The organism is Escherichia sp. MOD1-EC5433 (assembly GCF_002966005.1).
Lineage (GTDB): Bacteria > Pseudomonadota > Gammaproteobacteria > Enterobacterales > Enterobacteriaceae > Escherichia > Escherichia ruysiae.
The window spans coordinates 138,686-153,389 of record NZ_PTRL01000004.1; the positions used below are offsets into that span (position 1 = coordinate 138,686).

General features: G+C 50.2%; 15 protein-coding genes. 8 read left to right on the top strand and 7 right to left on the bottom strand.

Annotated features, from left to right (window positions below; all coding sequences use genetic code 11):
* Window positions 1–25 precede the first annotated feature (25 nt).
* Complete coding sequence (locus tag C3D30_RS09860) at window positions 26–847, top strand: trypsin-like serine peptidase (protein ID WP_001223110.1); 822 nt, start codon at window positions 26–28, stop codon at window positions 845–847.
* Between the two features lie 39 nt (window positions 848–886).
* Here the strand turns inward: C3D30_RS09860 and mdtI are convergent, their stop codons facing one another.
* From mdtI to C3D30_RS20835, 3 genes are all read right to left on the bottom strand, one after another.
* Window positions 887–1,216: a multidrug/spermidine efflux SMR transporter subunit MdtI gene (gene mdtI / locus C3D30_RS09865; protein WP_000046658.1), complete on the bottom strand. Its 330-nt coding sequence runs from the start codon at window positions 1,214–1,216 to the stop codon at window positions 887–889.
* A complete protein-coding gene (gene mdtJ, locus C3D30_RS09870; protein WP_000276159.1) occupies window positions 1,203–1,568 on the bottom strand; it encodes a multidrug/spermidine efflux SMR transporter subunit MdtJ in 366 nt (121 codons plus the stop codon). Before mdtJ ends, mdtI begins: the two co-directional genes overlap by 14 nt.
* 106 nt (window positions 1,569–1,674) lie before the next feature.
* Window positions 1,675–1,845 carry a protein YdgV gene (locus tag C3D30_RS20835; protein ID WP_085948676.1) on the bottom strand — a complete coding sequence of 57 codons (171 nt, stop codon included), beginning with the start codon at window positions 1,843–1,845 and terminating at the stop codon, window positions 1,675–1,677.
* A gap of 134 nt (window positions 1,846–1,979) precedes the next feature.
* Between C3D30_RS20835 and tqsA the strand changes: the two genes are divergently transcribed.
* A complete protein-coding gene (gene tqsA, locus C3D30_RS09880) occupies window positions 1,980–3,014 on the top strand; it encodes an AI-2 transporter TqsA (RefSeq protein WP_001118206.1) in 1,035 nt (344 codons plus the stop codon).
* A 24-nt stretch (window positions 3,015–3,038) separates the two neighbouring features.
* On the opposite strand, the gene pntB is transcribed toward tqsA, so the two are convergent.
* Window positions 3,039–4,427, bottom strand: coding sequence for a Re/Si-specific NAD(P)(+) transhydrogenase subunit beta (gene pntB, locus C3D30_RS09885; protein ID WP_000014064.1), 1,389 nt, complete (start codon window positions 4,425–4,427; stop codon window positions 3,039–3,041).
* Window positions 4,428–4,437: 10 nt separating this feature from the next.
* Window positions 4,438–5,970, bottom strand: a complete 1,533-nt coding sequence (gene pntA, locus C3D30_RS09890; protein WP_105286828.1) for a Re/Si-specific NAD(P)(+) transhydrogenase subunit alpha — start codon at window positions 5,968–5,970, stop codon at window positions 4,438–4,440.
* 520 nt (window positions 5,971–6,490) lie between these two features.
* On the opposite strand from pntA, the gene ydgH reads away from it, so the two are divergent.
* The 3 genes from ydgH to folM all read left to right on the top strand — a co-directional run bounded on the left by ydgH (window position 6,491) and on the right by folM (window position 9,761).
* A complete protein-coding gene (gene ydgH / locus C3D30_RS09895) occupies window positions 6,491–7,435 on the top strand; it encodes a DUF1471 family protein YdgH (protein ID WP_000769335.1) in 945 nt (314 codons plus the stop codon).
* Window positions 7,436–7,619: 184 nt separating this feature from the next.
* Window positions 7,620–9,002, top strand: coding sequence for an amino acid permease (locus tag C3D30_RS09905; RefSeq protein WP_000412363.1), 1,383 nt, complete (start codon window positions 7,620–7,622; stop codon window positions 9,000–9,002).
* 36 nt (window positions 9,003–9,038) lie between these two features.
* The gene (gene folM, locus C3D30_RS09910) at window positions 9,039–9,761 is read left to right on the top strand and encodes a dihydromonapterin reductase (protein WP_105286829.1); all 723 of its coding nucleotides are present in this window, start codon (window positions 9,039–9,041) and stop codon (window positions 9,759–9,761) included.
* On the opposite strand, the gene C3D30_RS09915 is transcribed toward folM, so the two are convergent.
* Window positions 9,758–10,093, bottom strand: a complete 336-nt coding sequence (locus tag C3D30_RS09915; protein ID WP_000524884.1) for a GlpM family protein — start codon at window positions 10,091–10,093, stop codon at window positions 9,758–9,760. The two genes, folM and C3D30_RS09915, sit on opposite strands and share 4 nt — an antisense overlap.
* Before the next feature lie 128 nt (window positions 10,094–10,221).
* Between C3D30_RS09915 and rstA the strand changes: the two genes are divergently transcribed.
* The 3 genes from rstA to tus all read left to right on the top strand — a co-directional run bounded on the left by rstA (window position 10,222) and on the right by tus (window position 13,249).
* Window positions 10,222–10,941, top strand: a complete 720-nt coding sequence (gene rstA, locus C3D30_RS09920) for a two-component system response regulator RstA (protein WP_001092493.1) — start codon at window positions 10,222–10,224, stop codon at window positions 10,939–10,941.
* Between the two features lie 3 nt (window positions 10,942–10,944).
* A complete protein-coding gene (gene rstB / locus C3D30_RS09925) occupies window positions 10,945–12,246 on the top strand; it encodes a two-component system sensor histidine kinase RstB (RefSeq protein ID WP_016158225.1) in 1,302 nt (433 codons plus the stop codon).
* A 73-nt stretch (window positions 12,247–12,319) separates the two neighbouring features.
* Window positions 12,320–13,249, top strand: coding sequence for a DNA replication terminus site-binding protein (gene tus / locus C3D30_RS09930; RefSeq protein WP_000135176.1), 930 nt, complete (start codon window positions 12,320–12,322; stop codon window positions 13,247–13,249).
* Here tus and fumC read toward each other — a convergent pair.
* Window positions 13,246–14,649, bottom strand: a complete 1,404-nt coding sequence (gene fumC, locus C3D30_RS09935; protein ID WP_000860010.1) for a class II fumarate hydratase — start codon at window positions 14,647–14,649, stop codon at window positions 13,246–13,248. The two genes, tus and fumC, sit on opposite strands and share 4 nt — an antisense overlap.
* Between the last annotated feature and the right edge of the window lie 55 nt (window positions 14,650–14,704).

Here is a 14,704-nt window from a genome sequence, read left to right on the forward strand (position 1 = left end):
TCATAATTACTCACCAGAGTATGATATGCGTATAACTATTGCTGTAGTGCTGGGTGCAATTAGTCTGACATCTGCATTTGTGTTTGCGGATAAACCGGACGATCATAAATCGACCAATAATGAGGTCAGCACCCTATTTTTTGGTCATGATGATCGTGTATCAGTAAATAACACGAGCCAATCGCCGTGGGATGCGGTTGGGCAACTAGAAACGGCCAGCGGCAATTTATGTACGGCGACGCTAATTGCGCCGAACCTGGCATTAACGGCAGGACACTGTTTATTAACGCCGCCGAAGGGTAAAGCGGATAAAGCAGTTGCGCTGCGTTTTGTGTCGAATAAAGGTCTTTGGCGCTATGAGATCCACGACATCGAAGGCCGCGTTGATCCGACACTAGGGAAGCGGTTAAAGCCGGATGGGGATGGCTGGATTGTTCCCCCCGCAGCCGCGCCGTGGGATTTCGGTTTGATTGTGCTGCGCAATCCGCCTTCGGGTATTACGCCATTGCCGTTATTTGAGGGAGATAAAACCGCGCTTATCGCCGCATTAAAAGCAGCGGGTCGTAAAGTGACTCAGGCGGGATATCCTGAAGATCATCTCGATACGTTGTACAGTCATCAAAATTGCGAAATAACCGGCTGGGCGCAAACCTCGGTAATGTCGCACCAGTGCGATACCCTACCGGGTGACAGTGGTTCGCCGTTGATGCTTCATACTGATGACGGCTGGCAGTTAATTGGGGTGCAAAGTTCAGCTCCTGCAGCGAAAGATCGCTGGCGTGCTGATAACCGGGCCATTTCTGTCACTGGTTTTCGCGACAAACTAGAAGAACTGACCCGGCAATAACATTTCAAACGCTGCCCGCATTGTCGGGCAGCGTGTTCATCATGCAAGTTTCACCATAATCATTCCAGCCAACAGCAAGACCAGACCAACCCAGCCTTTACGATTTAAACGTTGACCAAACAAGATCCAGCCAGCGGCTAACGTGGCGGCAATACCAAACCCGCCCCACAACGCATACGCTACCGACAAATCTATGCCCTTTACTGCCTGGGAGAGTGAGCTAAAGGCCGCAAGCACCGCCGCCAGTGAGAGCAAGCCATAGACTTTACGGCGAAAGCCGTCAGAAAATTTCAAAAAGACGTTAGCAATAATTTCCAGCACGATTGCCAGTGCCAGCCAGGCGGCGTGAACCCATTCAAACTGCGCCATGATTCACCTCCAGTGAGGATTTACGCACTTTGCGAGTACCCGATTTAATCAACACAATCCCAGCCACCAGGGTTGTTAACCCGGCAATTTTTAGCAGCGATAAACTTTCGTCGAATAACAGAACACTAAAGAGCGTTATAAATAAAATACCGATGCCTTCCCACAGAGCATAAGCCACGCCAAGTGCTATTTTTTTCACGGCGAAAGAGAGAAATATATATGACAGCGAAATCATCACCAGCATTAAAATAAAACCGCCGTTTCCCTCACTAACGCTCGCCCATTTCATTGACAGCGTGCCGGTAATTTCTGTGGCAATAGCCAGACCTAATAAAACCCAATAAATATACATCGTCCTTCCCCTGCAAGAGAATTATTTTAACGTTCGCTCGACTCAGCGAAACCAAAAGAAAAGTATTCAGTCCAGCGCAGAGCGCCAGCTTTGGCAGAGGAAGGGACTAAAGCGCGTTGCGCCAGTGTTGCTCACCTGCGAGCAAGATGGTGGTTGAGGTACGGAAATGAGTAAATGTAGAAAATAACGTCCTGAACAAATTGTCCATAATATTACAATTATCCGCAGTGTTGCTTCTCGTCATCGCGGATGATAATTGTCCTCGGTAGTTGTACACGTCTGATTTGTATCATAGCTTAAGAATTAACTCAAAACATTTTCATTTCTTTACCTGAGTAGTTTGATTTTCGTTATAATGCCACGGCTAAAAAGAAAATATTATTTGCGAAGGAAGAAAAAACGGGGATACGCATGGCAAAGCCGATCATCACGCTCAATGGCCTAAAAATAGTCATTATGTTGGGAATGCTGGTCATTATTCTCTGCGGTATCCGTTTTGCCGCCGATATCATCGTCCCCTTTATCCTCGCCCTATTTATTGCAGTCATTCTTAATCCGCTGGTACAACGCATGGTTCGCTGGCGAGTGCCGCGTGTGTTGGCTGTGTCGATTTTAATGGTCATCATCGTGATGGCGATGGTGCTATTACTGGCCTATCTCGGCTCAACGCTCAATGAGCTGACCCGCACTTTGCCACAGTATCGCAGCTCAATCATAAAGCCCCTGCAAGTTCTGGAACCTTTATTACAACGCGCGGGTATTGATGTCTCGGTTGACCAACTGGCGCATTATATTGATCCGAACGCGGCGATGACGTTGCTCACCAACTTGCTGACGCAGTTATCTAACGCCATGTCATCCATATTTTTATTGTTGCTGACGGTGTTGTTTATGCTGCTCGAAGTGCCACAACTTCCCGGCAAACTCCAGCAAATGATGGCGCGCCCGGTCGAAGGTATGGCGGCGATCCAGCGCGCCATTGACAGTGTGTCGCATTACCTGGTGCTGAAAACAGCCATCAGCATCATCACTGGTCTGGTCGCCTGGGCGATGCTCGCCGCACTCGATGTTCGCTTCGCTTTTGTCTGGGGATTGTTGGCCTTCGCGCTTAATTACATCCCTAACATTGGTTCTGTTCTCGCGGCTATCCCCCCTATCGCTCAGGTACTGGTGTTTAATGGTTTCTATGAGGCGTTACTGGTGCTGGCGGGATATCTGCTGATTAATCTGGTCTTCGGCAATATTCTGGAGCCGCGCATCATGGGGCGCGGGCTGGGGCTTTCGACACTGGTAGTTTTTTTGTCGTTAATTTTTTGGGGATGGTTGTTAGGACCGGTGGGAATGCTGCTTTCCGTGCCGTTGACAATTATTGTCAAAATTGCGCTTGAACAAACGGCGGGAGGCCAAAGCATCGCCGTCCTGTTAAGCGATCTCAATAAAGAGTAACGGCCTCCACAGAGGCCGTCAGGGTTACAGAGCTTTCAGGATTGCATCCACGCTGGCCTTGGCATCGCCAAACAGCATGTGAGTGTTTTCCTTGAAGAACAGCGGGTTTTGTACACCAGCATAGCCAGTATTCATCGAACGTTTAAAGACAATCACGTTCTGCGCTTTCCACACTTCCAGCACAGGCATACCAGCAATCGGACTCTTCGGATCGTCCTGCGCCGCCGGGTTAACCGTATCGTTAGCGCCAATCACCAGCACAGTGTCAGTATCAGCAAAGTCATCGTTGATCTCGTCCATTTCCAGCACGATGTCATACGGTACTTTTGCTTCAGCCAGCAATACGTTCATATGTCCAGGCAAACGCCCCGCAACCGGGTGAATACCGAAACGCACATTGATACCACGGGCACGCAATTTCTCGGTGATTTCTGCCACCGGATATTGTGCCTGCGCGACCGCCATGCCGTAGCCGGGGGTGATGATCACCGAATGCGAATTTTTCAGCAATTCTGCCGTCTCTTCCGCAGTGATTTCGCGGTGCTCGCCCACTTCCTGATCGTCACCGGTGGAAGAACCATCTGTGCCGAAACCACCTGCAATTACGCTGATAAAGGAACGGTTCATCGCCTTACACATGATGTAAGAAAGGATGGCACCAGAAGAACCGACCAGCGCACCGGTCACAATCAGCAGGTCATTACTGAGCATAAAGCCCGCCGCCGCCGCTGCCCAACCAGAATAAGAGTTCAGCATCGACACCACTACAGGCATATCTGCGCCACCGATGGAGGCGACTAAATGCCAGCCGAATACCAGCGCAATGGCGGTCATTATCAGCAATGCCAGGACTTGCAGGCCGACGCTATCCGTGCGAACAAATACAATCAGCAGCAGGAAGGAAACGACCAGAGCCGCCAGGTTCATTTTGTGACGGTTTGGCAGCATCAGCGGTTTAGACGAAATTTTGCCGCACAGCTTACCGAACGCCACGACCGACCCCGTGAAAGTCACCGCACCGATGAAGATACCGAGGAACACTTCCGTCAGGTGAATATTGGCCAGAATCGGCGCCATTTCCGCGTCGTGATGCAGATAGCTGTTAAAACCAACCAACACCGCCGCCAGACCAACGAAGCTATGCAGGATCGCCACCAGCTCCGGCATTTCGGTCATTTCGACTTTCTTCGCCAGACGGATACCAATCGCCCCACCGATGACCATCGCCAGTAAGATCCAGCCAACGTTGCCAGTATCCGGTCCAAAGATAGTTGCAATTAAAGCAATCGCCATCCCGGCGATACCGAGGTTGTTACCCCGGCGAGACGTTTCATGTTTTGAAAGCCCAGCCAGACTGAAGATAAACAGGATCGCGGCAACAATGTATGCAGCTGTAACTAATCCTCCAGACATATGTTACCCCTTAGTTTTTGCGAAACATTTTCAGCATACGCTGAGTCACGGTGAAGCCACCGAAAATATTAATGCTGGCTATAAGCACCGCGATAAAACTAAGGAAGCTAACCCAGCCGCCCTGGCCAATCTGTAAAAGTGCTCCGACAACAATAATCCCTGAAATCGCATTGGTGACCGACATCAACGGTGTATGTAACGCGTGCGATACATTCCACACCACGTAATAGCCGACAACGCACGCCAGCGCGAACACGGTGAAGTGTCCGAGGAACTCTTTCGGTGCAACATTTGCCAGCCAGCCGAAAAGGATAATTGCCAGCGCCATCAAGGCGTATTTACGCCACGGCGAACAGGCACATTTTTCCTCGGTTTTGACTTCCGGTGCTGCTTTCTGCGCTGCCTGCGGCTGGGCTGAAACCTGAATCGGCGGCGCCGGCCAGGTAATTTCACCCGCACGGATCACGGTCACACCACGAATCACCACATCATCAAAATCAACAGTAATGTTGCCGTCTTTCTCTTTGCACAACAGTTTCAGCAGATTGACGAGGTTGGTGCCATAAAGCTGTGAGGATTGCGTCGGCAGACGCCCCGGAAGATCGGTATAACCAATGACTTTGACGCCATTTTCAGTGGTGAAGATTTGCCCCGGCACGGTGTATTCACAGTTACCGCCGTTTTGTGCTGCCAGATCGACAATCACACTGCCCGACTTCATGGAGTCCACCATTTCACGGGTAATCAGTTTCGGTGCCGGTTTACCTGGAATCAGCGCAGTGGTAACAATGATATCGACGTCTTTTGCCTGCACAGCAAAAAGCTCCATTTCCGCTTTGATGAACGCTTCCGACATCACTTTGGCATAGCCATCGCCGCTGCCTGCTTCCTCTTTAAAATCCAGTTCGAGGAATTCCGCGCCCATACTCTGAACTTGTTCTTTCACTTCCGGACGAGTATCGAACGCACGCACAATTGCGCCGAGGCTGTTTGCTGCACCAATGGCCGCCAGACCAGCAACACCCGCACCAATCACCATGACTTTTGCCGGCGGCACTTTACCTGCCGCAGTGATTTGTCCGGTAAAAAAGCGACCAAACTCATGAGCTGCTTCGACAATAGCGCGATAACCTGCGATATTCGCCATCGAACTTAACGCGTCCAGCGACTGGGCGCGAGAAATACGCGGTACGGAGTCCATCGCCATCACGGTGACGTTACGTTCCGCAAGTTTTTGCATTAGTTCCGGATTCTGCGCAGGCCAGATAAAACTTACCAGCGTTGTACCTGGATTCAGCAGTGCAATTTCATCATCTAACGGTGCATTGACCTTCAGAATGATCTCTGACTGCCAGACGTTATTCCCTTCTACTATTTCAGCGCCCGCTTGCACAAACGCTTTATCGTCAAAACTCGCCAGTTGACCCGCGCCGCTCTCTACCGCGACGGTAAAACCTAGTTTCAGCAACTGTTCCACTGTTTTTGGCGTTGCTGCAACACGGGTTTCATTGGTTAACCGTTCTCTTGGTATGCCAATTCGCATGATATTCCCTTCCATCGGTTTTATTGATGATGGTTTGCCTGTGTTTCACGGTACACAAGCCGCTCATGAACGAGCTAAATGTTACTCCGTTAAAATAAATTAGTAACAAACGTCTATAACGTACTGAAAATAATGCCTGTGATCTAGCGCCAAAAATCAGTATTTCGGCGTTAACTCGAAAAATATTAACGATTCAGCCTTGATAGTGGGATAAACACCATAGAACACAGGATAAAGGGCGATAATTGTCTTCAATAGCCAGGTAAAACATGAGATCACCCCGTCGCAAGCCACCAGTTAACATTAAATTAACTTATACAATTCAGCCATTTCAGCCGCCTATGCCACTGCGCTCACTTTTTAATCACACATGGTTATTCGAACAGGTTTAAAATCAAATCAAGAAGTCTGATATGAAAAATGACGCAGACAGTTACACCGTTTAAATGCAATAATCAGCCACGTTTCTCGTTAATAACAATACCAGTACCTGGTTTGCGCAAGGCGAAGGATTATTTTTATGAAGCTTAAGAACACCCTCCTGGCGTCGGCACTGCTTTCTGCCACGGCATTCTCCGTTAACGCAGCAACAGAACTGACACCGGAGCAAGCGGCAGCGGTTAAACCTTTTGACCGTGTAGTGGTTACCGGACGTTTCAATGCCATTGGCGAGGCGGTGAAAGCCGTATCCCGCCGCGCTGATAAAGAAGGAGCAGCCTCTTTTTATGTTGTCGATACGTCAGATTTCGGTAACAGCGGTAACTGGCGTGTAGTTGCCGATCTCTATAAGTCTGATGCTGAAAAAGCAGAAACCGAAAAAAATCGCGTGATTAATGGTGTGGTGGAGCTGCCCAAAGACCAGGCCGTTCTGATCGAACCGTTTGATACAGTTACCGTCCAGGGCTTTTACCGTAGCCAGCCTGAAGTCAATGACGCCATCACCAAAGCGGCGAAAGCAAAAGGCGCATACTCTTTCTATATTGTTCGTCAAATCGATGCCAACCAGGGCGGCAACCAGCGTATTACCGCATTCATCTATAAAAAAGATGCTAAGAAACGCGTAGTACAAAGCCCGGATGTGATCCCGGCGGATTCCGACGCGGGACGTGCAGCCCTGGCTGCCGGTGGCGAAGCTGCGAAGAAAGTTGAAATCCCTGGCGTTGCCACTACTGCGTCACCAAGTTCCGAAGTCGGTCGTTTCTTTGAAACCCAGTCATCAAAAGGCGGACGTTACACTGTCACGCTACCTGACGGCACTAAAGTAGAAGAACTGAACAAAGCGACCGCAGCGATGATGGTGCCGTTCGACAGCATTAAGTTCTCAGGTAACTACGGCAACATGACCGAAGTTTCCTACCAGGTTGCTAAACGTGCCGCGAAGAAAGGGGCTAAGTATTACCACATCACTCGCCAGTGGCAGGAACGTGGCAATAACCTGACCATCAGCGCAGACCTGTATAAATAACTATTCAGTATCACGATAAGGCGGCTTTATGCCGCCTTTAGCATTTTTAGTCACAAATTTTCCCCTAACCATTGCATGACGATACATCTCTTCGTAAAATCCCGCGCCTTAGTGACAAACACCATTTTTATGCGTTTTGTCCTAATATTTATTCTTCCAAACACGTTTTGATCACTGGATACAGATGGAAAAGAAACTGGGACTGAGCGCGCTCACTGCGCTGGTATTAAGCTCAATGCTGGGCGCAGGTGTTTTCAGTCTGCCGCAAAATATGGCGGCGGTAGCCAGCCCGGCAGCATTATTGATCGGCTGGGGTATCACCGGCGCAGGGATTTTATTACTGGCCTTCGCTATGCTGATCCTGACGCGTATTCGTCCCGACCTTGACGGCGGTATCTTTACCTATGCCCGTGAAGGGTTTGGCGAACTGATTGGTTTTTGCTCTGCATGGGGATACTGGCTGTGCGCAGTTATCGCCAACGTCTCCTATCTGGTGATCGTCTTTTCCGCATTAAGCTTTTTTACTGACACGCCGGAATTGCGCCTGTTTGGCGATGGCAATACCTGGCAATCGATTGTCGGTGCATCCGCCTTATTATGGATTGTTCACTTTTTGATCCTGCGCGGCGTGCAGACTGCTGCCAGCATTAACCTGGTGGCGACGTTGGCAAAATTATTGCCGCTAGGTCTGTTTATTGTGCTGGCGATGATGATGTTCAAACTGGACACCTTCAAACTCGACTTCACTGGCCTTGCACTTGGCATACCAGTATGGGAACAGGTGAAAAACACAATGTTGATCACACTGTGGGTATTCATTGGCGTGGAAGGTGCAGTGGTCGTTTCTGCGCGAGCGCGTAATAAACATGATGTCGGCAAAGCAACACTTCTGGCGGTACTTTCCGCGCTGGGCGTTTATTTACTGGTAACACTGCTTTCGCTGGGCGTGGTAGCACGCCCGGAACTTGCTGAAATCCGTAACCCGTCTATGGCCGGCCTGATGGTGAAAATGATGGGGCCGTGGGGCGAGATTATCATCGCTGCCGGACTGATCGTTTCCGTTTGCGGCGCGTACTTAAGCTGGACCATTATGGCGGCAGAAGTCCCCTTCCTGGCGGCCACACATAAAGCATTCCCGCGCATTTTTGCTCGTCAGAATGCGCAAGCTGCGCCGTCTGCCTCACTGTGGCTGACCAACATCTGCGTGCAAATTTGCCTGGTACTCATCTGGCTAACCGGTTCCGATTACAACACATTGCTGACCATCGCCTCAGAAATGATTCTGGTGCCCTATTTCCTGGTTGGCGCGTTCCTGCTGAAAATCGCTACCCGTCCACTGCATAAAGCAGTAGGTATCGGTGCCTGCATTTATGGCTTATGGTTATTGTACGCCTCTGGCCCAATGCACCTGCTGTTGTCCGTCGTTCTGTATGCACCTGGGCTTCTGGTATTCCTGTACGCGCGTAAAACGCATACACATGATAATGTACTGAATCGTCAGGAAATGATGCTAATTAGCATGTTGTTAATTGCCGCAGTTCCGGCGACCTGGATGCTGGTGGGATAACGTTCGTCCCATCGTTGGATAGCAAAGGAGATAACGATGGGTAAAACCCACCCCTTGCCAATATTAATTACTGGCGGAGGCCGTCGCATTGGCCTCGCCCTCGCCTGGCATTTCATTAATCAAAAGCAACCGGTGATTGTCAGCTATCGGACGCACTATCCTGCCATTGATGGGCTGATTAATGCGGGTGCGCAATGTATTCAGGCTGATTTTTCAACCAACGACGGTGTGATGGCGTTTACCGATGAGGTACTAAAAAGCACCCACGGCCTGCGTGCTATTTTGCATAACGCCAGTGCGTGGATGGCGGAAAAACCGGGTGCGCCACTGGCCGACGTACTGGCTTGCATGATGCAGATCCACGTTAATACCCCATACCTGCTCAACCATGCGCTGGAAAGATTACTGCGTGGGCACGGACACGCCGCCAGCGATATCATTCACTTTACCGATTATGTGGTGGAGCGCGGTAGCGACAAACATATTGCGTATGCTGCAAGCAAAGCGGCACTGGATAATATGACCCGCTCGTTTGCCCGCAAGCTGGCACCGGAAGTGAAAGTGAATTCTATTGCGCCATCGCTGATCCTGTTTAATGAGCATGATGATGCTGAATATCGTCAACAGGCGCTGAATAAATCACTGATGAAAACCGCGCCTGGTGAGAAAGAAGTGATCGATCTGGTCGATTATTTACTCACCAGTTGCTTTGTTACCGGACGCAGTTTTCCGCTTGATGGCGGTCGACATCTGCGTTAATGCAGCTTCATCCAGCATATAATCAACACCCATGCGCTTATCCCCCAGCACGCAACGGAACCCACAAAAGCAGCGGGCAAGCGCATTATTCCGGTGAAATACCACAGCGACGCCAGGTAAACAAAATAGGGAATAATCGACCACATGCTGAAAATGATGGTTGCGCGTAAGGCTTCAATGCCGCGTTCGCTGGCAACAATATAATGCGCAATAAGCGCAAAGGTCGGGAAAAGCGGAATCAGCCCGGCGATATAGTAATTTTTCGTTTTTGCTAATACACCAATTAACACCACCACCAGCGCACCAAGCGCGGCTTTGATTACCAGCCCCATCTTTTTACCTTAACACTTCCATAACAAGTCATCCGTAGAATACCTGATGCAAACTTGTTTAGGAACGATTGATAGTAAGTAAAAACAACGCGGTGTATTGTGACGTTTTTATATCTACCGTGAATAATATGAACACTATCGTATTTGTGGAAGATGACGCAGAAGTCGGTTCACTGATTGCCGCGTATTTGGCGAAACATGATATACAGGTAACCATTGAACCTCGCGGCGACCATGCAGAAGAAACAATTCTGCGGGAAAATCCGGATCTGGTGCTCCTCGATATCATGCTACCAGGCAAGGACGGCATGACTGTCTGTCGTGATTTACGCACTAAATGGAGCGGGCCTATAGTTCTGCTGACATCTCTCGATAGTGATATGAACCACATTCTGGCTCTGGAAATGGGCGCCTGCGACTATATTCTCAAAACGACGCCCCCCGCAGTCCTGCTGGCGCGGTTACGTTTACATTTGCGTCAGAATGAGCAAACCACGCTGACCAAAGGTATACAAGAAGCACCTCTTACTCCTTACAAGGCATTGCATTTCGGTACGTTGACCATCGATCCCATTAACCGTGTAGTTACGCTTGCTAACCGTGAAATTTCACTTTCTACCGCCGATTTTGAACTGCTCTGGGAGTTAGCCACCCACGCGGGGCAAATTATGGACAGAGATGCGTTGTTGAAAAATTTACGCGGCGTCAGCTATGACGGTCTGGATCGTAGCGTGGACGTGGCTATTTCGCGGTTAAGAAAAAAACTGCGCGATAACGCTGCCGAACCTTATCGCATTAAAACCGTGCGAAACAAAGGCTATCTGTTTGCGCCTCATGCGTGGGAATAAGCGATGAAAAAACTGTTTATCCAGTTTTATCTTTTACTGTTTGTCTGCTTTCTGGTGATGTCCCTGTTGGTTGGGCTGGTGTACAAATTTACCGCCGAACGCGCAGGCAAACAGTCGCTGGATGATTTGATGAACAGTTCGCTATACCTGATGCGTAGTGAATTGCGCGAGATCCCCCCGCACGACTGGGGGAAAACACTGAAGGAGATGGATTTAAATCTCTCTTTTGATCTGCGCGTCGAACCGTTGAGTAAATATCATCTCGATGAAATCTCCATGCATCGGCTGCATGGCGGCGAAATTGTCGCCCTGGACGATCAGTACACTTTTTTGCAACGTATACCGCGCAGCCACTACGTGCTGGCAGTCGGTCCCGTGCCTTATCTTTATTACCTCCATCAAATGCGATTACTGGATATCGCGCTGATCGCTTTTATTGCCATCTCCCTCGCCTTTCCGGTGTTTATCTGGATGCGTCCGCACTGGCAGGACATGCTAAAACTGGAAGCAGCGGCACAACGATTTGGCGATGGGCATCTCAATGAACGTATTCACTTTGATGATGGTTCGAGTTTTGAACGACTTGGCGTGGCGTTTAACCAGATGGCGGACAATATCAACGCCTTGATTGCCAGCAAAAAACAGCTTATCGACGGTATCGCCCACGAACTGCGAACGCCGTTAGTGCGCCTGCGTTATCGACTGGAGATGAGCGATAACCTGAGCGCAACAGAATCCCAGGCATTGAATCGCGATATCAGCCAACTGGAAGCTTTAATTGAAGAACTGCTGACTTATGCCCGACTCGATCGCCCGCAAAATGAGCTCCATCTTAGCGAACCAGACCTGCCGTTGTGGCTGTCAACGCATCTGACCGACATTCAGGCGCTAACTCCCGATAAAACGGTACGGATAAAAACCATCATACAAGGTCATTATGCGGCGCTGGATATGCGCTTAATGGAGCGCGTGCTGGATAACTTGCTCAATAACGCCCTGCGCTACTGCCATTCAACCGTTGAAACCAGCCTGCTACTGACAGGAAACAGAGCGACATTAATTGTTGAAGATGATGGTGCAGGGATTGCACCACAGGATCGAGAGCATATTTTTGAACCCTTTGTTCGCCTCGACCCCAGCCGTGACCGTGCAACCGGCGGCTGCGGGCTGGGACTGGCAATTGTCCGCTCTATTGCGCTGGCTATGGGCGGAACGGTTAATTGTGATACCAGCGAACTGGGTGGTGCCCGCTTCTCGTTTAGCTGGCCGTTATGGCACAACATTGCGCAATTTACCTCTGCCTGACGCTACGCGCACGGTGGTCAAGCCGTCGCCACTGTGCTATAAAATAAGTATGTTGTAACTAAGTGGTGATTTTATGGCTCGTTACGATCTCGTAGATCGACTCAATACTACCTTTCGCCAGATGGAGCAAGAACTGGCCGCATTTGCCGCTGAGCTTGAACAGCACAAGTTGCTGGTTGCCCGGGTGTTCTCTTTACCGGAAGTCAAAAAAGAAGATGAGCATAATCCGCTGAACTGCATTGAAGTTAAGCAACATCTCGGCAAAGAGGCGCAGGCGCTCGCGTTACGTCATTTCCGCCATTTGTTTATTCAGCAACAGTCTGAAAATCGCAGCAGCAAGGCCGCTGTTCGTCTGCCCGGCGTGTTGTGTTATCAGGTCGATAATCTTTCACAAGCGGCGCTGGTAAGTCATATCCAGCGCATCAATCAACTTAAAACTACTTTCGAGCATATTGTCACGGTTGAGTCAGAACTTCCTACGGCGGCGCGTTTTGAATGGGTGCATCGCCATTTGCCGGGGCTGATCACACTTAACGCTTACCGCACCCTCACCGTTCTGCATGACCCCGCAACTTTACGTTTTGGCTGGGCGAATAAACATATCATTAAGAATTTACGTCGTGATGAAGTGCTGGCGCAGCTGGAAAAAAGTCTGAAATCACCCCGCAGCGTCGCACCGTGGACGCGTGAGGAGTGGCAGGGAAAACTGGAGCGTGAATATCAGGATATTGCCGCCCTGCCACAGGACGCGAAGTTAAAAATCAAACGTCCGGTGAAGGTGCAGCCGATTGCCCGCGTCTGGTACAAGGGAGATCAAAAACAGGTACAACACGCCTGCCCGACGCCTCTGATTGCACTGATTAATCGGGATAATGGCGCGGGCGTGCCGGACGTTGGCGAGTTGTTGAATTACGATGCCGACAATGTGCAGCACCGTTATAAACCGCAGGCGCAGCCGCTTCGTTTGATCATCCCACGGCTGCACCTGTATGTTGCAGATTAACGCCCTGCTTTCATGCTACCGACCATCTGTTCTGGTCGTACCCAGCTGTCAAACTCGGCTTCGCTAAGATAGCCCAGCGCAAGGGCTGCGGCTTTTAAGGTCAGCCCTTCTTTATGCGCCTTTTTGGCAATCTCGGCGGCTTTGTCATAGCCAATGTGGGTGTTGAGTGCGGTCACCAGCATCAGCGATTCATTGAGTAATTGATTGATTCGCTCACGATTCGGCTCAATCCCCACTGCACAGTGTTTGTTAAAACTTTCCATGCCATCTGCCAGCAAGCGTACCGATTGCAGGAAATTGTGGATAACCATCGGACGGAAGACGTTCAGTTCAAAGTTTCCGGAAGCGCCACCCATGTTGATCGCCACGTCGTTCCCCATCACCTGACAGCAAAGCATGGTTAACGCTTCACACTGCGTTGGGTTCACTTTCCCAGGCATGATTGAACTGCCCGGCTCGTTTTCCGGGATTGAGATTTCACCAATTCCGCAGCGAGGGCCAGATGCCAGCCAACGGACGTCATTGGCAATTTTCATCAGTGACGCAGCCAACCCTTTCAAGGCGCCGTGCGCCTGAACCAGCGCATCACAGGTCGCCAGAGCTTCAAATTTGTTCGGGGCGGTAACAAACGGCGCGCAGGTAATTACCGAAAGTTCATCCGCAACGCGACGCGCATATTCCGGATGAGTATTCAGCCCCGTCCCTACTGCTGTACCACCCAGCGCCAGTTCCGCCACGTGCGGCAGACTGTACTCGATATGTTTGAGATTATGCTCCAGCATCGCTACCCAGCCAGAAATCTCCTGCCCCAGCGTCAGCGGCGTGGCGTCCTGCAAGTGGGTACGACCGATTTTGACGATATCGGCAAATGCGCGCGATTTCTCACTCAGCGTTTGTGTCAGTGTTTTAAGCTGCGGAATGAGTTGCTTGCGCAGCGCCAGCAGCGCCGCAACATGCATCGCTGTCGGAAAGACATCATTGGAACTTTGGCTTTTGTTCACGTCGTCATTAGGGTGAACTTTACGTTCCATCCCACGCACGCCGCCAAGCAATTCGCTCGCCCGGTTAGCCAGCACTTCGTTCATATTCATATTGCTTTGCGTACCGGAACCGGTCTGCCAGATAGCCAGCGGAAATTCATCGTCATGCTGTCCCGCCAGCACTTCATCTGCCGCCTGACGAATGGCACTCGCTTTCTCTTCGGACAGCAAGCCTAAATCTTCATTAACTTTTGCCGCTGCGCGCTTGGTTAGCGCCAGCGCATGAATCAGTGAGGTTGGCATTTTCTCCGTCGAAATGCGGAAATGCTCCAGCGAGCGTTGAGTTTGTGCGCCCCACAGCTTATCTGCCGGGACATCGATCGCACCCATCGAATCTTTTTCGCTGCGTACTGTTTTCATGGACTGCTCCTCACCTGATTAATTTTTTCTTTCTGTTTTGCTTACGTTAAGCAAC